At 64.2% G+C, this 20,237-nt stretch carries 19 protein-coding genes; all 19 read right to left on the reverse strand.

The genetic code is table 11. The features are described 5' to 3' along the window. The 19 genes from ACFPLB_RS05345 to ACFPLB_RS05435 all read right to left on the reverse strand — a co-directional run bounded on the left by ACFPLB_RS05345 (position 1) and on the right by ACFPLB_RS05435 (position 20,170). Positions 1 to 1,164 carry a TraB/TrbI/VirB10 family type IV secretion system protein gene (locus ACFPLB_RS05345; protein ID WP_378228313.1) on the reverse strand — a complete coding sequence of 388 codons (1,164 nt, stop codon included), beginning with the start codon at positions 1,162 to 1,164 and terminating at the stop codon, positions 1 to 3. Next, positions 1,161 to 2,117 carry a P-type conjugative transfer protein TrbG gene (gene trbG, locus ACFPLB_RS05350; protein WP_378228314.1) on the reverse strand — a complete coding sequence of 319 codons (957 nt, stop codon included), beginning with the start codon at positions 2,115 to 2,117 and terminating at the stop codon, positions 1,161 to 1,163. The genes ACFPLB_RS05345 and trbG overlap by 4 nt, the downstream gene beginning before the upstream one ends. Next, entirely contained in the window at positions 2,114 to 2,803 is a 690-nt protein-coding gene (gene trbF, locus ACFPLB_RS05355) for a conjugal transfer protein TrbF (RefSeq protein ID WP_003052357.1), read from the reverse strand. The genes trbG and trbF overlap by 4 nt, the downstream gene beginning before the upstream one ends. Beyond that, a complete protein-coding gene (gene trbL / locus ACFPLB_RS05360; protein ID WP_378228315.1) occupies positions 2,800 to 4,113 on the reverse strand; it encodes a P-type conjugative transfer protein TrbL in 1,314 nt (437 codons plus the stop codon). Before trbL ends, trbF begins: the two co-directional genes overlap by 4 nt. Before the next feature lie 3 nt (positions 4,114 to 4,116). Next, positions 4,117 to 4,392, reverse strand: a complete 276-nt coding sequence (trbK-alt, locus tag ACFPLB_RS05365) for a putative entry exclusion protein TrbK-alt (protein ID WP_003052351.1) — start codon at positions 4,390 to 4,392, stop codon at positions 4,117 to 4,119. 10 nt (positions 4,393 to 4,402) lie between these two features. Beyond that, positions 4,403 to 5,176 carry a P-type conjugative transfer protein TrbJ gene (gene trbJ, locus ACFPLB_RS05370; protein WP_378228316.1) on the reverse strand — a complete coding sequence of 258 codons (774 nt, stop codon included), beginning with the start codon at positions 5,174 to 5,176 and terminating at the stop codon, positions 4,403 to 4,405. Next, entirely contained in the window at positions 5,173 to 7,629 is a 2,457-nt protein-coding gene (gene trbE, locus ACFPLB_RS05375; protein ID WP_378228317.1) for a conjugal transfer protein TrbE, read from the reverse strand. The genes trbJ and trbE overlap by 4 nt, the downstream gene beginning before the upstream one ends. Positions 7,630 to 7,639: 10 nt before the next feature. Next, positions 7,640 to 7,921: a VirB3 family type IV secretion system protein gene (locus ACFPLB_RS05380; protein WP_378228318.1), complete on the reverse strand. Its 282-nt coding sequence runs from the start codon at positions 7,919 to 7,921 to the stop codon at positions 7,640 to 7,642. Further along, a complete protein-coding gene (locus tag ACFPLB_RS05385) occupies positions 7,921 to 8,253 on the reverse strand; it encodes a TrbC/VirB2 family type IV secretion system protein (protein WP_003052341.1) in 333 nt (110 codons plus the stop codon). The genes ACFPLB_RS05380 and ACFPLB_RS05385 overlap by 1 nt, the downstream gene beginning before the upstream one ends. After that, positions 8,250 to 9,233: a P-type conjugative transfer ATPase TrbB gene (gene trbB, locus ACFPLB_RS05390; protein WP_378228319.1), complete on the reverse strand. Its 984-nt coding sequence runs from the start codon at positions 9,231 to 9,233 to the stop codon at positions 8,250 to 8,252. The genes ACFPLB_RS05385 and trbB overlap by 4 nt, the downstream gene beginning before the upstream one ends. A 145-nt stretch (positions 9,234 to 9,378) precedes the next feature. After that, positions 9,379 to 9,840 (reverse strand): CopG family transcriptional regulator, encoded by a 462-nt coding sequence (locus tag ACFPLB_RS05395; RefSeq protein ID WP_003052333.1) that lies wholly within the window; start codon positions 9,838 to 9,840, stop codon positions 9,379 to 9,381. Positions 9,841 to 9,850: 10 nt separating this feature from the next. Continuing rightward, entirely contained in the window at positions 9,851 to 11,839 is a 1,989-nt protein-coding gene (locus ACFPLB_RS05400; RefSeq protein WP_378228320.1) for a conjugal transfer protein TraG, read from the reverse strand. A gap of 185 nt (positions 11,840 to 12,024) precedes the next feature. After that, positions 12,025 to 12,966 carry a LysR family transcriptional regulator gene (locus ACFPLB_RS05405; RefSeq protein ID WP_030540334.1) on the reverse strand — a complete coding sequence of 314 codons (942 nt, stop codon included), beginning with the start codon at positions 12,964 to 12,966 and terminating at the stop codon, positions 12,025 to 12,027. Positions 12,967 to 13,083: 117 nt separating this feature from the next. After that, positions 13,084 to 14,493, reverse strand: coding sequence for an efflux transporter outer membrane subunit (locus ACFPLB_RS05410; protein WP_378228321.1), 1,410 nt, complete (start codon positions 14,491 to 14,493; stop codon positions 13,084 to 13,086). A 3-nt stretch (positions 14,494 to 14,496) separates the two neighbouring features. Then, the gene (locus ACFPLB_RS05415; protein ID WP_378228322.1) at positions 14,497 to 15,621 is read right to left on the reverse strand and encodes an ABC transporter permease; all 1,125 of its coding nucleotides are present in this window, start codon (positions 15,619 to 15,621) and stop codon (positions 14,497 to 14,499) included. After that, the gene (locus tag ACFPLB_RS05420; RefSeq protein ID WP_378228323.1) at positions 15,618 to 16,745 is read right to left on the reverse strand and encodes an ABC transporter permease; all 1,128 of its coding nucleotides are present in this window, start codon (positions 16,743 to 16,745) and stop codon (positions 15,618 to 15,620) included. The genes ACFPLB_RS05415 and ACFPLB_RS05420 overlap by 4 nt, the downstream gene beginning before the upstream one ends. Further along, positions 16,742 to 18,472, reverse strand: coding sequence for an ATP-binding cassette domain-containing protein (locus ACFPLB_RS05425; protein WP_378228324.1), 1,731 nt, complete (start codon positions 18,470 to 18,472; stop codon positions 16,742 to 16,744). The genes ACFPLB_RS05420 and ACFPLB_RS05425 overlap by 4 nt, the downstream gene beginning before the upstream one ends. A gap of 1 nt (position 18,473) precedes the next feature. Next, positions 18,474 to 19,481 carry a secretion protein HlyD gene (gene hlyD, locus ACFPLB_RS05430; protein ID WP_378228325.1) on the reverse strand — a complete coding sequence of 336 codons (1,008 nt, stop codon included), beginning with the start codon at positions 19,479 to 19,481 and terminating at the stop codon, positions 18,474 to 18,476. Then, the gene (locus ACFPLB_RS05435) at positions 19,481 to 20,170 is read right to left on the reverse strand and encodes a CerR family C-terminal domain-containing protein (protein ID WP_378228326.1); all 690 of its coding nucleotides are present in this window, start codon (positions 20,168 to 20,170) and stop codon (positions 19,481 to 19,483) included. Before ACFPLB_RS05435 ends, hlyD begins: the two co-directional genes overlap by 1 nt. Positions 20,171 to 20,237: the final 67 nt, after the last annotated feature.

Below are 20,237 nucleotides of genomic sequence, written 5' to 3' on the forward strand. Positions count from 1 at the left end.
TCAATTCCTGTAGGGCTCGAGCACAAGGTCGCGGGTGACGATGACGCGGACGGGGAAGCCCGGCCTGATCGTGAGCGTCGGCGCAACCTGCAACTGGCGGCGGATGATCTGCTGGCCGGCGTCGTTGATGGTGTCCTGCGCTCCGTCGCGGGTGGCGCGCACAAGGCGGTCCTCGTCGCTGACGGCCAGCTCCGTGCCGACCGCGAGCAGCGTGGACAAGCCGGCGGCCTTCGCCAAATCCCACCAATGATAATCGACGCCATCCTCAAGACCGGCGTAGCCCTGACTATCCGCGCCCGGCTGGCGCTCCAGAACGATAGAGTGACCATTGGGGAGGATCAGCCGATTCCAGACGAGCAGCACACGGCGCTGGCCGAATTGAACGCTATTGTCATACTGCCCGATGATCCGCGTCCCCTGCGGGATCAGGAGCAGGCTGCCGGTCGGGCTGTCATAGATGTGCTGCGTCACCTGGGCGGTGATCTGCCCCGGAAGATCGGAACGGATGCCGGTAATGAGCGCAGCCGGGATCACGGCCCCGGCCTGGAGCACGAAGGGCGAGGCTGGAGCCATGACGCGATCCGATGACGTGGTGCGGCGATCGACAGGCGCATTGAGGAAAGCAAGCTGCTTGTCCTGCGCGGTCTGCTGGCCGGGCTGCCCTGTCAGGCCGGCAAGGTCGAGGCCGGGAAGTCCCGGTGTGGTCGCGCCGCCCGGCGTTGCGGCCGGGATTCCTGTGCGCGCCTCGGTCTGGAAAAAGACGCGGCTGACGCGCGCGGCTTCTTCCTCGGCTAGCCGGCGTTCCTCGGCGCGATCCACGGGCGGCGTAGTGATCGTCGGCGGCACGACTGGCTGGCCCCTGTTCTGCGCGTCCAAGATGGGTCTGCCGAGGTCGCCCGGCAGCGGCGGCCCCAGGACCGGGCCGGTATAGTCGCGCGGCAGGCCGGCAAGCCCATCGGCAGGCTGGCGGTTGTTGGTCGAAAACAGTTCTTCGCCGCCCGTGCCGCCGTCGCGGGTCTGGAGCGCGTAGATCAGCGCACCGCCGACGCCGACCAGGGCGACGGCCGCCACGCTGGCAAGCACCTTGCGGGACAGGCGGGTGACGCGCGGGGCTTCCGCGCGAAGCCGCATCGGTGCGGCGGTATTGGTGTCATTCTCACTCATGACGATGGCCTCCCGTCCGTGCGGACAATCCTGACGGTCTGTTGGCGGTCGCCGCTGCCAAGGCGCAGCTCGGCCGCGCCGAACAGGCGGTCCACGATCAGGATGTGTTGATGGATGCGGCTGTTGACGATCTGCGCCTCGCCGTCCGCGCCGAGCACGAAGATCGGCGGCATTTCGCCTTGAACGATGCCGCGCGGAAACTCGACATAGACGCGCCTGCCGTCGTCATAGACGGCGACGGGCTTCCAAGCTGGATTGTCGCCCGTCAGTCCATAGCGATAGTTGCGCGCGGCGACGGCTGGGATGACCGGCGTGGTCGGCACCGCCTGCCGCTGTCCGGCCGGCTGCTGCGGATAGGCCCAAGCGACGGCCGGCATATAGGGTTTCTCGCCCGAGCGCAGCTCGAGCATGTAAACGCGCCGGTCGGTCGTCACGACAAGGTTGGTGGTGATGTCCGGCCGGCTTGGTTTCACGAGGATATGGACGCGGCGCGTGACGCCCGAACCGGATTCCGTATCGCCGATAATCCAGCGTGCCGTGTCGCCGGCCGCTATCGGCCCCGCGCCGGTCAGGCTTTCGCCTGGCTCCAGGGCGATGTTCGTGATCTGGCCCGGCGCGGCATAGACCTGATAGAGCGCGCCGTCGCTCCACGGGTAAATCTGGATGGAGTTGTAATAGCCCTCGCGGCGCGGCTGCACGCGGGCGGCGGCATTGGCGTTCTCGACGCGCGCGGTCGGTGTGCCGGCGGCGGTGCCGCCGCGTGCGACGGTCCAGGCGGGCGGGATATGGATCGGCCGCGGCCGGTCGTCGGTGACGGCCGCGGGCACGGCAGGTAGCGGCGGCACGCTCGCATCGTAGCTGATCTGCGGCGGTTTGTAGGTCGCGCAGCCGGCAAGCATGGTTGCGGAAAGCAGGACGGCGGGAATCGCCGAAGTGCGGATGATCGTCCTCATTGGCTCATCTCCCGCGACCACGAAATTGCATTGACGTAGATTCCCAACGGATTTGCGCGCAGCCGTTCGGTATCGCGCGGCGGCTGGATTGCGATGGTCAGGATCGCGGTCCATCGCTCGGTTGTTGAAAGCTGGCCGGATTCGTAGTGGCGTTCGGTCCAGGCGACGCGGAAGGAATCCGGCGAGGCGCGAATAACGCTCGACACCTCGACCGCGACTTGTTGCTTTCCGACTTTGGTGAACGGGTCGTTGGCGCGGGCATAGTCGTTGAGCGCTGCCGCGCCCCTGTCGGTCGTCCACTCGTAAGCGCGTAGCCAGTTCTGGCGGACGATGATGGGATCGGCGGGGATGCTCCTGACCTGTTCGATAAAGCGCCCCAGGTGCCATGCCACTTGCGGATCGGTCGGGCGATAGTCGGCCGTGGCCGGCGCGACGGCCTGCGCCTGGCCGAGCCGATCAACTTGGACCACCCAGGGCACGACGGTCCCGCGCGCCGATTGCCAGACAAGCGCGGCGGCGAAGCCGGCCGAAAGGATTAAGCTGCCGAAGGCCATGTAGCGCCAATTCTTCGCCTGCACGCGGGCCGAGCCTATGCGCTCGTCCCAAACCTGCGCGGCGCGCTGATAGGGCGTTTCGGGTTGTGGGGTCTTGCCATAATGCACGGCGGGTCGCTTGAAGATGCTCATGTGCGGTCGCTTTCAGAGAGGTTGACGGAAGAACCAGAGGCGTGGCTGTCGCCAGAGCGGACGGCGTGTGCGGCCGTCTGGACGGCATGGCCGGTGTGGCCGGATTGGCGCATCCGCTGCGCCCAACCGGGCGATGTGCCAGCGGCCGGCGCGGATGCGGACGTGCTGCCGGCCGATCCCATGGAGGATGTGCCGCCGGTCGCGCCGAACCCGGCTTTCACGCCATCGGAAAAGCTGGATTTGACGCTTGCCGCCGCGCGGCGCAGCGGCGATGTGGCTGTGCTGCCTGCCGCCCGCGCCACGCCGCCCAGGCCGGACGCGACGCCCGCCGCGCCGGACTGGCCGAGCGAGCCAAGGCTATAGGCGGCGGATGCTGCGCCGGCTGCGGTCGCGCCTCCGCGCACGGCGGCAGCGCCTCCCTTTGCGGCAAGCCCGGCTGCACCGCCTGCGGCCAGCGCCGCGCCCCCAACGGCAAGGCCGGTGCCGACCGCCGCACCCGCGCCGAGCTGCGGGCCGCCGCTGACAAGGCCGGAAGCGATGCCGGGTCCGAAGATGCCCAGCCCGACGAGCGAAAGCGCCGCGAGCACGATGGCCATGGCGTCGTCGATGCTCGGGGTCTGACCGCCGAAGCCTTGCGTGAATTGCGAAAACAGCGTCGAGCCGATGCCGACGATGACGGCGAGCACCAGCACTTTGATGCCGCTGGAAATCACATTGCCAAGCACGCGCTCGGCCATGAAGGCGGTCTTGCCGAACAGGCCGAACGGGATCAGCACGAAGCCTGCCAACGTGCTCAATTTGAACTCGATCAGCGTCACGAAAAGCTGGATCGCCAAAATGAAGAAGGCGAGGATGACGAGCGCCCAGGCGAACAGCAGGCACGCGATCTGGATGAAGTTCTCGAAGAACGCGATCCAGCCCATCAAGTCGGAAATGGAATCGAGCAGCGGACGCGCGGCGTCGAGGCCGGTTTGCGCCACCTTGCCGGGCCGCATCAAATCCTGCGCGGTGAAACCCGTGCCGGATGCTTTCAGGCCCAGGCCGGCAAAGCTGTCGAAGATGATCTTCGCGAGGTTGTTCCAGTTGCCGATGAGATATGCGAAGACGCCGACGAACAGCGTCTTCTTCACCAGCCGCGCAATGATGTCGTCGTCCGCACTCCAGCTCCAGAACAGCGCCGCGAGCGTCACGTCGATGACGATGAGCGTGGTGGCGATGAACGCCACCTCGCCACCCAACAGGCCGAAGCCAGAGTCGATGTATTGCGTGAAGGTGCCGAGAAAATTGTCGATGACGCCTGCGCCGCCCATGCGTCACCGCCCTTCCGGTGCGGCCGGCGCGCGTGTCCGGCCGAGAAAGCGGTCACGGGTTTCGGCCCATACACGCAGGCATTCCGCGTCGTCGGCGGCCTGCTGGCCAAGCTGCTGGCACCGGCGCTGCCCTTCGCGCAGCGGGTCGCGTTCGGGCTGGAGAAGACGCGGCGGTGATGCCGGCGCGTCTTCCTTGCGGGTCATTTCGATGGCTGTCGCCGTGATGGCGATGGCCACGAATACGATTGCGCCCAGCCGGGCCAGCATCTTGCCGTCCATGGCCGCGCCCTCAATTGCCGTTGTTGAACATTTGCGCGCTGCCGGGCTGGTAGCCGTTGCCGGGCGTGAGGAAGCGGCGGCGCTGCTCGCGCCCCTGTTCTGCTGCCGCTGCGCGTTCGGCCTCGGTCAGCGCGCCCGCCCGGCCGTTGGCTGCGAGCAACGCAACAAGGTCGGAAAGCTGCTGCGACTGGAGGGCTAGAAGCTGGTTGCCGGCTTGCGTCGCCTGGAGCGCGCCGGTCGCGTTCTGGCTCTGGCCGACCAGCTCCGACATCTGCGTGCGGTTGCTGTCGATGTTGCCGACGACGCCGGCCTGAATGCGCATGGCGTCCTGCAAGCCGCCTACGGTGTTCTGCCAGCGCGTGCGAGCGTTGGCGACGAGCTGCTGATCCGTCGCCGACATCGACACGTTGCCGTATTGCTGCTGGAACGCCTGGTCGATGCGCTGCACGTCGAAGGCGATGTTCTGCGCCTGGCTCAAAAGCTGCTGCGTGCGCTGGACGTTCTGTTGAAGCTGCTGGAGCGACGAGAACGGCAGGCTCGCCAGATTGCGCGCCTGGTTCATCAACATGGTCGCTTCGTTCTGGAGCGAGGTGATCTGATGATTAATCTGCTCCAGCGTGCGCGCGGCCGTGAGGATGTTTTGCGCATAGTTCGACGGGTCGAAGACGATCCTTCCGAATTGCGCATGTGCCGGCGTTGCCAGCATGGACGAAACGGCCAGCGGTGCGGCGAGCATCGTTGCGGCCATGACGATGGCGCGCGAGCGGAAAAGACGAATGGTCATGGTTGGGACTCCTTTTCGGTTTGGGGGATCAGCGTCGGGAAGTTCGGAAGAAGATCGACGGCCCAGCCGACATCGCGGGTCGTGAGCCAGGCCGCGAGAAAGCCGTCGCGGCCGTGTTCGGCGACGATCTGCGCAATGAGCGTTTGATCGGATTTGGCGGATGCGGCGCAGAGCGCGAGGCCGATTTCGGACAGGCCCAGCTCGAACAGGCGATTGCCGCGCCGCGACTGGCAGTAGTAGTCCCGCTTCGGCGTAGCGCGGGCGATCAACTCTATCTGGCGGTCATTGAGGCCGAAGCGCCGATAGATGGCGGTGATCTGCGGCTCGATGGCCCGCTCGTTCGGCAAAAGCAGCCGCGTCGGGCAGCTCTCGATGATCGCGGGCGCAATGTTGCTGCCGTCGATGTCGGACAGGCTTTGCGTGGCGAAGATGACGCTGGCGTTCTTCTTGCGCAGCGTTTTAAGCCACTCGCGGAGCTGGCCGGCAAAGCCTTCATCGTCGAGCGCAAGCCAACCCTCGTCGATGATGAGCAGCGTCGGCCGCCCGTCCAACCTGTCGCCGATGCGGTGAAACAGGTAGGCCAGAACGGCGGGCGCGGCTCCCGTGCCGACAAGCCCCTCGATCTCGAACGCCTGCACGTCGGCCGAGCCGAGATGTTCGGCTTCGGCATCGAGCAGCCGGCCATAGGGACCGCCGACGCAATACGGCCGAAGGGCTTGTTTGAGGTCGTTGGATTGCAGCAGCACCGCGAGGCCGGTGATGGTGCGTTCCCCGATTGGCGCGGAGGCAAGCGAGGTCAGCGCCGTCCAGATATGTTCCTTCACCTCCGGCGTGATCGTCATGCCTTCGCGCATGAGGATGGCCACGATCCAGTCGGCGGCCCAGGCGCGTTCATAGGTGTCGTGAATGCGGGCGAGCGGCTGGAGCGATACGGAAGCGTCGGAACCTTCGGTCAGGCCGCCGCCCAGGTCGTGCCAGTCGCCGCCCATTGCGAGCGACGCGGCGCGGATGCTGCCGCCGAAATCGAAGGCGAAGACTTGGCTGCGGTCGTAGCGCCGGAACTGGAGCGCCATAAGTGCGAGCAAGACGGACTTACCCGCGCCTGTGGGGCCGACGACGAGCGTATGGCCGACATCGCCGACGTGAAGGGAAAACCGGAACGGGGTGGAGCCTTCGGTCTTTGCATAAAGCAGAGGGGGCGCACCGAAATGCTCGTCCCGTTCCGGCCCCGCCCACACCGCTGAAAGCGGGATCATGTGGGCGAGATTCAAAGTGCTGATGGGCGGCTGCCGGACGTTCGCGTAGGCGTGGCCGGGCAAGCTGCCGAGCCATGCGTCAACCGCGTTGACCGTCTCCACCATGGCGGTGAAGTCGCGGCCCTGGATGACCTTTTCGGCCAGCCGCAATTTCTCGTCGGCAATCCTGGGGTCCGCGTCCCATACGGTGATGGTGGCGGTGACGTAGGCCATGCCGGCGACATCGGCCCCAAGCTCCTGCAAGGCCATGTCGGCGTCGGCGGCCTTGTTGGCGGCGTCCGTATCGACGAGAACGGATGCCTCGTTGGTCATCACCTCTTTCAAGATCGCGGCGATGCTTTTGCGCTTCGCGAACCATTGCCGCCTGATCCTGGTGAGCAGCTTCGTCGCGTCGGTCTTGTCGAGCAGGACCGCGCGCGTGCTCCAGCGATACGGGAAGGCGAGCCGGTTCAAGTCGTCGAGCAGGCCGGGCGTTGTCGCGGTGGGAAAGCCGGTGACGGTCAGGACGCGGAGATGCTGGTCGCCAACGCGCGGCTCCAGCCCGCCGGTCAACGGCTGGTCGGCGAGCAGCGCGTCGAGATAGATCGGCGTTTCGGGAACGCGGACGCGATGCCGGTTGGTCGAGACGGTGGAATGGAGGTAGGTCAGCGTTTCGCTGTCGTCGAGCCACCGGCAGGACGGCATGAAGCCGTCGAGCAATGCGAGCACGCGGTCGGTGCGGTCGATGAAACCGCGCAGCATTTCATAGGGATCGACGCCCGATTGCTCGCGGCCTTCATAGAGCCAGGTTTCGGCGCGGGCGGCTTCCTCGGCCGGCGGCATGTAGAGGAAGGTCAGGAAATAGCCCGACACGAAATGCGCGCCGGCTTCCTCGAACGCGGCCTTGCGCTCGGCGTCGAGCAAGGCCGACGCGGGATCGGGAAAGGTGCTGTCGGGATAGGTCGCGGCCTCGCTGCGCTGCGCCTCGACGAAAATCGCCCAGCCCGATCCGAGACGGCGGAAGGCGTTGTTGATGCGACCGGCGACGGCGACCAGCTCGGCCGCAACGGCGGAATCCAAATCGGGACCGCGAAACCTGGCCGTGCGCTGGAACGAGCCGTCCTTGTTCAAGACGACGCCAGAGCCGACCAGCGCGGCCCAGGGCAGAAAGTCGGCAAGGCGACTGGCGGTGCGGCGATATTCGGCGAGGTTCATCATGGCCACGCCCTCACGCTGCGAGATTTGCGGGAATGCGCAGATGCCGCCGCCCCACCTCGACAAAGAGCGGGTCGCGCTTCGCCGCCCATACGGCCGCGAAATGGCCGATGGCCCATATGGCGAGGCCCACAAGCCAGAGGCGCAGGCCAAGGCCCACGGCCCCGGCGAGAGTGCCGTTCATGATGGCGATGGCGCGCGGTGCGCCGCCGAGCATGATGTGCTCGGTCAGCGCCCGATGGACCGGGACCGAAAATCCCGGCACCGCGTCGAGTTGTTCGAGGACGGCGGCCATCAAACGAGCGCCCCGCCGCCGAACGAGAAGAACGACAGGAAGAAGCTCGATGCCGCGAACGCGATGGACAGACCGAATACGATCTGGATCAGGCGACGGAAACCGCCCGATGTATCGCCGAACGCCAGGGTCAGGCCGGTTGCGATGATGATGATAACGGCCACCACCTTGGCAACCGGCCCTTCGATGGATTGAAGGACTTGTTGAAGCGGTTGCTCCCACGGCATTGACGAACCGGACGCATGAGCGGCCGGGGCGAGGATCATGCTGATGGAAACAGCGGCGGTTGCGGTCGCCATGGTGCGGTAGCCGCGCGAAAGCGTGCGGATCATGTGGGTTCTCCTGTGCTGTTGGGGATTGCGGGGGTGATGCGGTAATCGCCGTCCGGCCCCAGCCCTTCGACGCGGGCGAGTTCGGCCAGCCGGCGCGCGGAACCGCGCCCGGAAAGGACGGCAACAAGGTCGATGGTTTCCGCGATCAGAGCGCGCGGGACCGTGACGACAGCCTCTTGAATGAGCTGTTCAAGGCGACGGAGCGCGCCGATGCCGGTGCCGGCATGGATGGTGCCGATGCCGCCCGGATGGCCCGTGCCCCAGGCTTTGAGCAGGTCGAGGGCTTCCGCGCCGCGCACCTCGCCGATGGGGATGCGGTCGGGGCGCAGGCGAAGCGAGGACCGCACAAGATCGGATAGCGTCGCCACGCCGTCCTTCGTCCGCATGGCGACAAGGTTGGGCGCGGCGCATTGCAGCTCGCGCGTATCCTCGATGATGACGACGCGATCCGCGCCCTTCGCCACCTCGGCGAGCAGCGCATTGGTCAGCGTCGTTTTGCCGGTGCTCGTGCCGCCCGCGACAAGGATGTTCGCACGCGATGCGACGGCGGTGCGCAACGTCACGGCCTGGTCGGCGGACATGATGCCGGCAGCTACATAGTCGTCGAGGCTGAACACCGCGACGGCGGGCTTCCTGATCGCAAATGCCGGTGCAGCGACGACGGGCGGCAAAAGTCCCTCGAACCGCTCGCCGGTTTCGGGAAGCTCTGCCGAGACGCGCGGGGATCGCGCGTGAACCTCTGCGCCGACGTGGTGAGCGACAAGACGGACGATGCGTTCGCCATCGGCCGGCGACATCGTTTCGCCCGTGTCGGCCAGCCCTTCGGAAAGTCGGTCGATCCAGATTCGCCCGTCTGGATTCAGCATGACCTCGACCACGGCCGGGTCTTCCAGAAACCGGGCGATGGCCGCGCCGAGCGCGGTGCGCAACATGCGCGCGCCGCGCTGTATCGCTTCCGGCTTATGGTGTGTGGATGTCATATCGGCCCCGATTCCTGACGGGGCGCGACAGACCGTCCCCGCAACGGGGTCGATTAAAGGAGCCTGAAATCAGGCTGATTCAACAAGTATCGAAGGGGATGCGGTGATCGGCGGCTATCGGCGGCGAATAGGACGGGTTGGAAATTCAGGTTACGCTGCCATCTGCCTCGAACTGATCTTGCGATGGACTATCGGGAAGCGAATCGACATCGCGCGACAACTCTTTGAGGAACCTGTCGCCGGTCGCAAGACGCCGGCCGAGCGTCTGCATGAAACCCTCGAACCGTTCGGCACCTTTCGCGCGGGCGGCGGCCTGCGCGCTCTCCGGCAGCGGCGGCGTGGCGGAAAGCCAGATGTTGACGAACAGCGAGACGGTTTCGCCGAGCACGGCAAGATCCTCGTCGAGCGCGTGGATCTCGCGGCCGAGCTTGTCGAGGCGGCGCGACATGGCCGCCTCCAGCCGATCCGAACTGTCGCCGGACAGGAAGGACGCCACGGCTGCCTCGACGATGGCGGATTTCGACACTTGGCGGCGCAGCGCCAGCGCCTCGACCTGTGCGAGCAAGTCCGGGGCGAAATAGACGTTCATGCGGGTTCGGGTGGTCATGGGCGTATCCTCAAAGCTCGATGCCGTCGCCGGGGTCGAGCGACGCTTGCCGCGCGACCATCCGCATACGCTGGCGCAGCGCGCGGGCTTTGGCGGCGTCAACGTCCGGTTCATCGTCCTGAATGTCGAACTCCTGTTCGGGCGGACGTGGCGGCGCGACGATTTCCTCATGCTCCGGCAATTCCGGCTCGCGGCGGATACCGGCATTGGCCGGATCGCCTTCGGTCCCGCCGGCCGTGGCCGGGGCCGCTGCTTTCGTCGCCGCGACGATGCGGCTCGACCAATCGTCGGATGACGGGTTCGCGGCGGCGGGATCGGCTGCCGGATCGGGCGGGGTCAGGATGCGTTCCATGAACCGCGCATCCTCGAAATAGCGGGCCTTGGTCGCGCGGATGGGCGGCGTGCCGGCAACCATCACGATCTCGTCGCTCGGCGGAAGCTGCATCACCTCTCCGGGCGTGAGCAGCGGCCGTGCCGTCTCCTGCCGCGAAACCATCAAATGCCCTAGCCACGGCGCAAGCCGGTGGCCGGCATAGTTGGTAGAATCGCGCAGCTCGGTCGCGGTGCCGAGCGCATCGCTGATCCTTTTCGCCGTCCGCTCGTCGTTCGTCGCGAAGGCGACGCGGACGTGACAATTATCCAATACGCTGTTGTTCGCCCCGTAAGCCTTTTCGATCTGGTTGAGGCTCTGCGCGATCAAAAAGCTTTTGAGGCCATATCCGGCCATGAAGGCGAGCGCGGATTCAAAAAAATCGAGCCGGCCGAGCGCAGGAAACTCGTCGAGCATCAACAGCAGCCGATGCCGCTTGCCGGACGTGTGCAATTCCTCCGTCAACCGCCTGCCAATCTGATTGAGGATCAGGCGAATGAGCGGCTTGGTGCGGTTGATGTCGGACGGCGGCACGACAAGGTAGAGGCTGACCGGCTTCTTGCTGCCGACAAGATCGGCAATGCGCCAGTCGCACCGCGCCGTCACCCGCGCCACCACAGGATCGCGATACAAACCCAGGAACGACATGGCGGTGGACAACACGCCGCTGCGCTCGTTCTCGCTCTTGTTCAACAGCTCGCGGGCCGATGACGCGATGACGGGATGAACGCCGGCTTCGCCCAGGTGCAGGGTGTCCATCATCGCGCGCAAGGTCGCCTCGACGGGGCGCTTCGGATCGGAAAGGAAGCTGGCGACGCCGGCCAGCGTCTTGTCGGGTTCGGCATAGAGGACGTGCAGGATTGCGCCGACAAGCAGGCTGTGGCTCGTCTTTTCCCAATGGTTTCTTCGGTCCAAGCTCCCTTCGGGATCGACGAGAATATCCGCGATGTTCTGCACGTCGCGGACTTCCCATTCGCCCTGGCGCACCTCCAGTAGCGGGTTGTAGGCCGACGACTTCGCGTTGGTCGGATCGAACAGCAGGACGCGGCCATGTTTCGCCCGAAAGCCGGCAGTCAGCGTCCAGTTCTCCCCTTTTATATCGTGGACGATGCAGCTTCCCGGCCAGGTCAGCAGCGTCGGCACCACGAGGCCGACGCCTTTGCCTGACCGCGTAGGTGCGAAGCAAAGCACATGCTCCGGCCCATCATGGCGCAGATAGTCGCGTTCGCGCCGGCCGAGCACGACGCCATCGGGGCCGAGCAATCCGGCCGTGCGGATTTCCTTGTCCTCGGCCCATCGTGCCGATCCATAGGTGGCGACGTTGCGCGCCTCCCGCGCCCGGATGATCGACATCATGATTGCGGCGGCAATGGCCATAAGCCCGCCCGACGCTGCGATGACGCCACCCTCGACGAAAATCGATGGCGCATAGGCATCGAAGGCATACCACCACCAGAACAGCGCGGGTGGGTAGTAGATCGGCCAGCCAGCCAGCTCGAACCATGGATTGCCGAGCTGCGCCTGAAAGCCGAGACGCCATGCGGTCCATTGCGTCGCCGCCCAAGTCATCACCAGAACGATGGTGAAGACGACGGCGATCTGACCCCAAAGGATTCGGCCTCCGCGCATAGCGGCTCCAGTCGAGAAAAAAGATGGAGCCGATCAGAAAGTAGTCGTTTGGGAGGTAGGCAACAGGAAAGAGGATGCGGGAGGGCTGTCGGATACTATCGGCGGCAAATAGGACGGGTTGGGTCCACTCATTTATCTGCGCGGATGTCTGTCGCGGGAAGACCGTAACGAATCGCGGACGAGACTCAATCCGCCGGGATAGTGCGCCCCATTTCTCTTGCGAGGGTGAGCAAATTGCGAAGCGCCGCGCTACAGTTGAATGGCGACCAGACGGCCGAGAAAGGAACCGGCTCCGGTTCGTCCGCGACCGGAAGGAAAGTAACGTCGGAAGTGCGTAGCAGCGACGTAGCCGCGCCGACGATGGTGACGCCGAAGCCCTGTCCGACCATGGAAAGCAGCGTGCCGCGCTCGACATCGAAGCGTTGGATAGATGATGCCGGCCAGCGTCCGGCAAGGCGCAGCACGATATGGTCATGGACTTGTGGGCCGGTGCCGCCGTGCCGGGCAAGGAACGTCTCGCCCGCTAGATCGGCCCAGGTGACGGCGGCTTGTTTGGCGAGCCGATGCCTATCCGGCAGCGCGGCGACCAGCGGTTCGGTCCATATCCGCCGCGTGTGGCAGTCGGGTAGCTCGGGCGTGCCTGCCATGAATACGATGTCCAGACGGTCGGCCCGCAATTGCATAACCGCATCGCGTGCCGTGCCTTCCGTGATCTCGACTTCGATGCCGGGATAGTCTTCGCGATACTGTCCGATCAGTCCTGCGAGGAAGCTGCGAGGGATCAGGGCATGGACGCCGATGCGCAGGCGTCCGCACTCTCCTGACGCCGCCATGCCGGCGGTCTTCACGGCATGGTCGAGTTGATCGACGCCGGCCGCAACATGCTCGACGAACTGCCGACCGGCCTCTGTCAGCCGGACGCCTCGCGCATGGCGCTCGAACAGCAAAACGCCAAGGTCTTGCTCCAGCGTCTTCACGCGAGCACTAACGCTCGACAGGCTGACGCCGAGTGCGTTCGCAGCGTGCCGGAAGTTCAGATATTCGGCGACAGCGAGCGTTTGAATGAGGGACGCTAGAGGAATGCGTGAACCCAACGAGGTCGGCACTCCCCATTTGCGGTCGATCATGGGTGTTGAACGCCGCCGCCGCACCGTTTCACCTGTGCTCGGTCAATCGACGGCGACCGTCGCGCCGGACAGCGGGGACATTGTGAATGTCTGACCGGAAAATCAGCGGCAGACCGATCATGAGACGGCGGCCTCCCATCCGCCCCCTAGTGCCTTGTAGAGAGCGACAACGGCCATCAACTCGCCGACGCGAGCATCAAGGCTCGCACGCTCCGCAGCGCTGTATGCGGATTGCGCGTTCAGCAATATCGTTAGGTCGTCCTCGCCAGCCTGGTAGCGCTGGCGGGCAAGATCGACCGCAGCGGCCGCCTGCGTTGTCGCCCCCTCCGCTTTCCGGCGCATGATCTGTGCGGCGGCATATCGGTTAAGCGCCGTCTCACTGTCAGTAAGCGCGCCCGTTACGCTCCGCTCGTAGCGGATCATGGCTGCATCGGCTCGGGCATCCGCCGCCCGAATCTGCGCTCGGATACGCCCCATGGAGAATATGGGCCAATGGAAGCTCGGCCCAACTTGCAATCGTGTGCTCGCCCCCGATGCCAGATCGCCCGCGCTCTGAGCTTGCTGACCAATCGACCCAATGAGCGATAGTCGCGGAAAGAGGTCAGCCGTGGCCACGCCAACGTCAGCGGTGAAAGCCGCCAATTCGCGCTCTGCCTGACGTATATCCGGGCGTCGCCTTAACAGTTCGGATGGAAGCCCAGCCGTAACCTGCGATGGAGCAACCGGAAGCGACCCAGGGCTCAACAGCCGAAGTGAAGTCGCCCCCGGTGCTTGGCCAGTTAGCAAGGATAAGCGATAGGCTGCCGCGCGCGCGTCGGCCTCAATCCCATCAAGGCTTACGCTGGCTGCCCGAGCCTGTGTGTCGGCACGAGCAAAGTCAAAGCGCGACGCCTCGCCGGCCCTAAACCGCCTTTCGACCAGGCTGGCGATGGCCTGCTGTGCGTTGGCGTCTGCGCGAGCAACCAACAGCCTAGTTTGGGAGCCGCGTAGATCGACGTAGCTTCGGACAACCTCTGCGATCACCTGTAAGATGACATTGCGCCGGGCTTCCTGAATTGCCTCTGCACGGGCGTCCGCCGCTTCGATGCTACGCCGTGTTCGGCCCCATAGGTCGATTTCCCACGACGCATCGAATCCGAAATCGAAAAGGGAAAATTGAGGATCGAACCCCGGAACATTGGCAACCGGCAATTGACCGTTTTCGCTGACGCGGTTCGCCGTGGCCGCGCCGGATAATGCTGCATCTGGACCGGCGCGACCGCGTGCGACGTCGCGCAGCGCCCGCGCTTCGCGTAGGCGCGCTTCCGCCTCCCGAACGTCGTGGTTGCTGGTTACTGCCAATTCCACGAGTTCAACGAGCTGTGGATCGTTGAACGAGCGCCACCAATCTTCATCAATCGGATGTGGGTTGGCAGCCGAAATCCAGCCGGGCGCCACCGCCGGGCTGGATTCGACATAGCTTGGTCCGACCGTGCAGGCCGCAACGCTAAGAGAGGCTAGTATTGCCGGGAACGGGGGATGACGCATGGGCTACTCCATCCGAGCGCGGAAAAGAATTGCCGAAACGGTCAGCGTGACGGACGCGATAGCCGCCAGCGGCCATGTGTTCGCGAGAATGACCGCCGCCGGCATGTCTTTCAGGAAGACGCCTTCGGAGACGACGAGGAAATGCCGGCAGGGATTGGCGAAAGCGATCACCTGTAGCCAGCCGGGCATGTTATCGACTGGAGTGGCGAAGCCGGACAGCAGGATTAGCGGCACCGTCACCAGAAACATGCCGAGAAAGGCTTGTTGCTGGGTTTGCGACAACGTGGATACCAGCATCCCGACGCCGATCAGCGACACTACATAGAAGAACAGAGAGAAGTAGAACGACGCCACGGAGCCGGTAAGCGGCACTCCGAAGACCGTGGGGATTAGGATCACATAGAGCGTGGCATTGAAGAATCCGATCAGCAAAGGCGGTGCCATCTTGCCAATGAGGATTTCGTGGACCCTCAACGGCGAAACCATAAGCTGATCGAAGGTGCCTAGCTCCCGCTCGCGGGCAACGGATTGAGCCGTAATCGACAAGGTGCCGGTTGCGCCCAGGGTCACAAGCAACGCCGGCATCACGAACCAAAGATATATCAGCGCGGGATTGAACCAGTTGGTGACGACGGTTCGGGTAGTGGGCTGCCCTGGAGTTGCGGCGGGGCGCGCTTCGGCTGCGACCTGGCCAATGATCTGTTGCAGGTATGAGGAAACGATCTGCGATGCGTTCGAGCGTCGCCCGTCTAGGACGATCTGAACCTCGCCAATCTGCCCGCCCTCGATAGCCGCGCTGAATCGCGAATCGAAACTGAGAACGGCGATGACCTGCTGATTGTTGATTGCCTCCCGCATGTCGTCGGGCGAGGCGAGCGGCACGATGCGGCTGACGTTGGGGCTGCCTGCCACCCGCGAAACAATTTCATGGCTCCAGATACCGGAATCGCGGTCGAGCACGCCAACGTCGAAGTTGCGCACTTCCAGCGTCGCCGCGAATCCGAACAGGACGAGTTGGAGCAAGGGAGGCGCAATAAGGGTGATGCGAGCCTTGGGGTCGCGAAAGACCGCCCATAGCTCTTTCACGATGATCGCAGATAGTCGCGCGAAGCTGGCGGAACTCATCATGCGATCCTCCGGCGCGTCACTCTGAAGGCGAGGCCGAAGAACAGGAGGCCGAAACCCAGCATCGCCAGGATGCTGCGAACGAACATCGGCCAAAGATCGCCGACCACGAAAACGCTGGTCAGAGGCGGGATGAAGTAGCGGGCTGGAACCGCATAGGTCATCCCCTGAATGAATTTCGGCATCGAGCCGATCTCGAACAGAAATCCAGACAGCAGAAGGCCGGGCAGGAACGCGGTCAGCAGCGCGACCTGGCTGGCCACGAACTGGTTCTTCGTCGCGGCCGAAATCAGCAAGCCTTGGCCCAATGCCGGCATGAGGAAGGCCGCGCCAACCGCATACAGCGCGAGGATCGACCCTCTAAAGGGCACGCCGAACAGGAAGACGGCCACGACGACGCAGAGCGTCATCGAACCGAGCCCAAGCACGAAATAGGGAATGATTTTCGTGGCCAGGAACTCGCCCATGCTGACAGGCGTAGCCATCAACGCTTCGAGCGTGCCGCGCTCCCATTCCCGCGCGACGACGAGCGCGGTCAGAAGCGTCCCGATCATCGTCATGACAATGCTGATCGAGCCGGGAATGAGAGCGAAGCGACTTTCGAGGCCCGGATTGAACCAGAAGCGGGGCAGCGGGGCGATTGCGGGAGCTAGTCGCACGCCACGATCCAGTGCGCGGCCTTCCGCCCAGGTGGCCCGCACACCTTCGGCATAGGCGGCGACAAAGGATGCCGTGTTCGGCAGCGAGCCATCGGTAATCACCTGGATCGGTGCGTCGATCCCGGCTGCGACCCTCTGGCCGAAATCACTCGGAATGACCACGATGCCCCGGATATGCCCGGCGATCAGTTCATCCTTGAGCAAAGTCACGTCGCGCCGGGATTGAACCTCAAACCACCGGGATGATCGGTAAGCCCCCGCTAGGCTGGCCGCCGCTTCGCTGGAATCTTGAACCGCCAAGCCGATCCGCGTCCTCGCCGTATCGAGAGACACGCCGTATCCAAACAGGAAAAGCAGGAGCAGCGGCAGCACAAAGGCGATCAGCATCGTCGAGGGGTCGCGGAGAATCTGTAGCGACTCCTTGACGAGCAGGGCCATGAAGCGTCGAGGATAGAAGCGGTCGTTCATGCGGCCTCCCGCTTTCGATCCGTTTCCTCGATCAGCGCAATGAAAGCGTCCTCCATCGTAAGGTCTGTGCCGCCACTGATTTCAGCCGCGCGGGTTTTGAGGTCTTCGGGCGTGCCTTGGGCGATTTCCTGCGCACGATAGATCAGCGCTATGCGGTCGCAATATTCCGCTTCTTCCATAAAGTGGGTGGTGACGAGCACCGTCACGCCGCGTTGCACGAGGCCGTTGATGTGCAACCAGAACTCGCGGCGGGTGATAGGGTCCACGCCCGATGTCGGCTCATCCAAGAAAAGCACGGCCGGTTGATGGAGCACGGCGCAGGCAAGCGAGAGCCGTTGCTTGAAGCCTAGCGGCAATGTTCCGCTGTTCACCGGCAGATGACGTTCAAGCTGGAAAATGTCGATGACGCGCGCAACGGCCTCGGCCCGCTGGCGTCGATTCAAGCCATAGGCTCCGGCGAAGAAGTCCAGATTTTGTTTAACGCTAAGATCGCCATACAAAGAAAATTTCTGCGCCATGTAGCCGAGAGACTGACGCGCCTCCGCGCTGGCGGTGCGAAGATCATGGCCAGCAACGCGGCCTTCGCCCGCTGTCGGCGTGAGAAGCCCGCAAAGCATCTTGAAGGTCGTGGACTTGCCAGCGCCATTCGGCCCGAGAAGGCCGAATATTCGGCCTTGCGGCACGGAGAATGCGATGTCGCCTGCCGCCGTGAACGTCCCAAAAACCTTGGTAAGCTCTCGCGCCTCGATGGCCGGCGCGTCGGACTTTTCGATGGGCTTGTAGCTCGCGGCGAGTTGGCTAACGCCTTTCGGTCCTCCACCAAGGATGTCGATGAACGCATCCTCAAATCGCGGCTGCACGGCTTCGATTCGGTCGCCCTGCGACATTCCGAATCGTTCTATGGTCGGCGCAGCAGCGCCTTCGTCCATGAGGACGCGAACGGAAGCGCCCTGGATGGTGGCGTCCTTTACATCGTCGCGAAGGACAAGGCTGGCGAGTAAAGACCGCCGGCTTTCGGAAGGGCCAAACAGACGATAGGTCCGACCCTCGACACGGGATGTCAGCCGCTTTGGCGGTCCACTGAACAGCAGCTTGCCTTCGTTCAGCAGGAATACCGTATCGCACTTCTCGGCCTCGTCGAGATAGGCGGTGGACCAGACGACGCCCATGCCCTCCGTCGTGAGCTGGCGGACCATCGCCCATAATTCCCGTCTGGCCACGGGATCGACGCCAACGCCAGGCTCATCAAGCAGCAGCACGCGAGGGGGCCGCACTAGCGCGCAGGCGAGGCCCAGCTTTTGCTTCATGCCACCCGATAGACGGCCAGCCAACCGGGGGCGGAATCGCTCAAGGTCCGTGAAAGACAGGAGTTGGGAAAAGCGCTCCGTGCGTTCTTTCCCTGGGGGTAAGCCGCGAAGATCAGCGTAGAGTGAAAGGTTCTCGATAACCGACAGGTCTTCGTAGAGCCCGAAGCGTTGCGGCATGTAGCCTAGTGCCGATCTATCGGCCGCGATGGCGGGCTCGCCGAGAAGGGTAACTTCCCCTTCATCCGGGTCGAGCAATCCGGCGAGCAAACGGATCAGCGTTGTCTTGCCCGCGCCATCAGGGCCGACCAAGCCGGTCATCACGCCGCCCATCACCTCCATGCTCACGGCATCAAGTGCCGGGGCTGCATTGGGCGCGAAGCGTTTGGTGACATCTACAGCGTGGGCGACTGCCTCTGTCATTTCACTGGCCCGCCCCTGGGTCCGGGCTCTGTTGGAGCCTCACGGTCACGGGCTGACCTTGACGGAGACGGTCATCGGGATCGCTGACGTTGATCCTCAAGCGATAGACGAGATCGGCGCGCAGTTGTTCGGTCTGGACCGTCTTCGGCGTGAACTCGGCGGTTGGTGAGATAAAGCCGATCACCCCGCGATAGACTTTGGGATTGCCGTCAGTGGTTACGAACGCGGTCATGCCGGGCGCGATCCGCCCAAGGTCAGGTTCGGCTACATAGGCGCGCACCCGGATCGGACGATTGATGGTGAGCGTGAAGATGGTTGCGCCGGACTGGACGATGGCGCCGGGCTCGGCCGCTCGCGTAAGGATCGTGCCGGCGTCCGGTGCTTGAAGCGTCGTGTCGGCCAGGTTGGTTTTCACCCTGTCGCGTTCCGCTATCGCGGCCGCGAGTTGCGCCTCCGCAGCCGCGATGTCTTCGACGCGCGTGCCGGCGCGAAGCAGCGCCAATGCTTCGTCTGCCGCCCGAAGCTGCGCTTCGGCGGCGTGGTATTCAGCCTCGGCGGCCTCGAAAACTGATTGGGATACAGCGCCCGTCGCTACCAACGTCCGCCGACGTTGGAAGGCTTCTCGGCTTCGCACCATGTCCGCCCTTCGGACGGCGACCGCAGCCTCCGCCTGGGCTATTTCCTGGGGTCGATTCCCGTTCCGCCGCTTTTCGAGTTCGGCGCGGGCGGTTGCAACTTGCGCTTCGGCACCCGCCAGTGCGTCGATGAATGGTTGACGGTCGAGTTGTGCCAGAGTTGCACCAGCCTCGACCGACGCGCCTTCATCAATCGGCATTTCCGCGATGCGCCCTGCAACGCGAAACCCGAGATTCACCTGGCGAATATCGACATTCCCATAGAGGACCAGCCCCTCGTTGGGCTTTTCCAAGAAGCCGAAGCCGCGAGTGTAGTATCCCGCCGCTGCGACGCCCGCGATGATGAATGCCAGGATAATGATGCGGCGGGACACTATGCGCCTCCCTCGTTCGGGGAAGCAGGCGCGATGGACGCGACGAGTTCTATCGCTAGCGCTTCGATAGCGGCGAGCCCTTTGTCGTCTATCGTTTCCCAATTAAGTGCGGCGAGAACCGAAGCGCGCGCCATCCTGAACATGAGGACACTTCCGACAAGGGAGAGGGTTCTGAGGCGCACATGCTCGGAAGCTGGGTCTTCGCCGAGCAAGGTTCCAACCAGATGGTCACATACATTGAGCAGTGGTCCCATCAGGTCGTCGTAGAGGTAACGAAAGGCCTTAGTCGGCTGCATCTGCTCGCGGATAATGAAGCGCGCCCAAGGCTCGGAACGGCTGCTCACGAACAGCGCCGCCATCCGCTGAATGATCTCGGTTAGCAGGCGACGCGCCTCGTCCGTGCCGAGCGGCATTGTTCCCGAGCGCGCTTCTTCGACGCGGGCAAAGACAAGGCTTCGCAGCGGGGCGATGTGATCCTTGATGCCATCGGCGATGGAGGTCGCCGCACCGAGATAAAGGCCCTCCTTGTTCCCGAAATAATAGGCAATCGCCTGCTGGTTTGCTCCGGCCTTCTCGCAAAGCATGCGGGTCGTCGCGCCGTCGAAACCGACACGCCCGAAAACATCGATGGCTGCGACAAGCAGCTTCTCGCGAGTTTGATCGCCGCGTTCGATCCTTCGTCCCGACATGTCGCCCGTGCTCCATTCTTCATCTTGGGGAACCGAAAGCCGCCATTCGCTCGCTCGCGACGAGTGC

Origin of the sequence: Aquamicrobium segne, from assembly GCF_042656785.1 — a bacterium.
Lineage (GTDB): Bacteria > Pseudomonadota > Alphaproteobacteria > Rhizobiales > Rhizobiaceae > Mesorhizobium > Mesorhizobium segne.

Coding starts and splice junctions, on each gene's coding strand:
- trbL (WP_378228315.1), bottom strand. CDS start 4,113: ATGGGCGGCGCAGGCGTCATCGACAATTTTCTCGGCACCTTCACGCAA.
- ACFPLB_RS05400 (WP_378228320.1), bottom strand. CDS start 11,839: ATGCGCGGAGGCCGAATCCTTTGGGGTCAGATCGCCGTCGTCTTCACC.
- ACFPLB_RS05435 (WP_378228326.1), bottom strand. CDS start 20,170: ATGTCGGGACGAAGGATCGAACGCGGCGATCAAACTCGCGAGAAGCTG.
- ACFPLB_RS05425 (WP_378228324.1), bottom strand. CDS start 18,472: ATGACAGAGGCAGTCGCCCACGCTGTAGATGTCACCAAACGCTTCGCG.
- trbJ (WP_378228316.1), bottom strand. CDS start 5,176: ATGACCATTCGTCTTTTCCGCTCGCGCGCCATCGTCATGGCCGCAACG.
- trbK-alt (WP_003052351.1), bottom strand. CDS start 4,392: ATGGACGGCAAGATGCTGGCCCGGCTGGGCGCAATCGTATTCGTGGCC.
- ACFPLB_RS05395 (WP_003052333.1), bottom strand. CDS start 9,840: ATGACCACCCGAACCCGCATGAACGTCTATTTCGCCCCGGACTTGCTC.
- ACFPLB_RS05380 (WP_378228318.1), bottom strand. CDS start 7,921: ATGGCCGCCGTCCTCGAACAACTCGACGCGGTGCCGGGATTTTCGGTC.
- ACFPLB_RS05345 (WP_378228313.1), bottom strand. CDS start 1,164: ATGAGTGAGAATGACACCAATACCGCCGCACCGATGCGGCTTCGCGCG.
- ACFPLB_RS05410 (WP_378228321.1), bottom strand. CDS start 14,493: ATGCGTCATCCCCCGTTCCCGGCAATACTAGCCTCTCTTAGCGTTGCG.
- ACFPLB_RS05420 (WP_378228323.1), bottom strand. CDS start 16,745: ATGAACGACCGCTTCTATCCTCGACGCTTCATGGCCCTGCTCGTCAAG.
- trbF (WP_003052357.1), bottom strand. CDS start 2,803: ATGAGCATCTTCAAGCGACCCGCCGTGCATTATGGCAAGACCCCACAA.
- trbG (WP_378228314.1), bottom strand. CDS start 2,117: ATGAGGACGATCATCCGCACTTCGGCGATTCCCGCCGTCCTGCTTTCC.
- ACFPLB_RS05385 (WP_003052341.1), bottom strand. CDS start 8,253: ATGATCCGCACGCTTTCGCGCGGCTACCGCACCATGGCGACCGCAACC.
- trbB (WP_378228319.1), bottom strand. CDS start 9,233: ATGACATCCACACACCATAAGCCGGAAGCGATACAGCGCGGCGCGCGC.
- trbE (WP_378228317.1), bottom strand. CDS start 7,629: ATGATGAACCTCGCCGAATATCGCCGCACCGCCAGTCGCCTTGCCGAC.
- ACFPLB_RS05415 (WP_378228322.1), bottom strand. CDS start 15,621: ATGATGAGTTCCGCCAGCTTCGCGCGACTATCTGCGATCATCGTGAAA.
- ACFPLB_RS05405 (WP_030540334.1), bottom strand. CDS start 12,966: ATGATCGACCGCAAATGGGGAGTGCCGACCTCGTTGGGTTCACGCATT.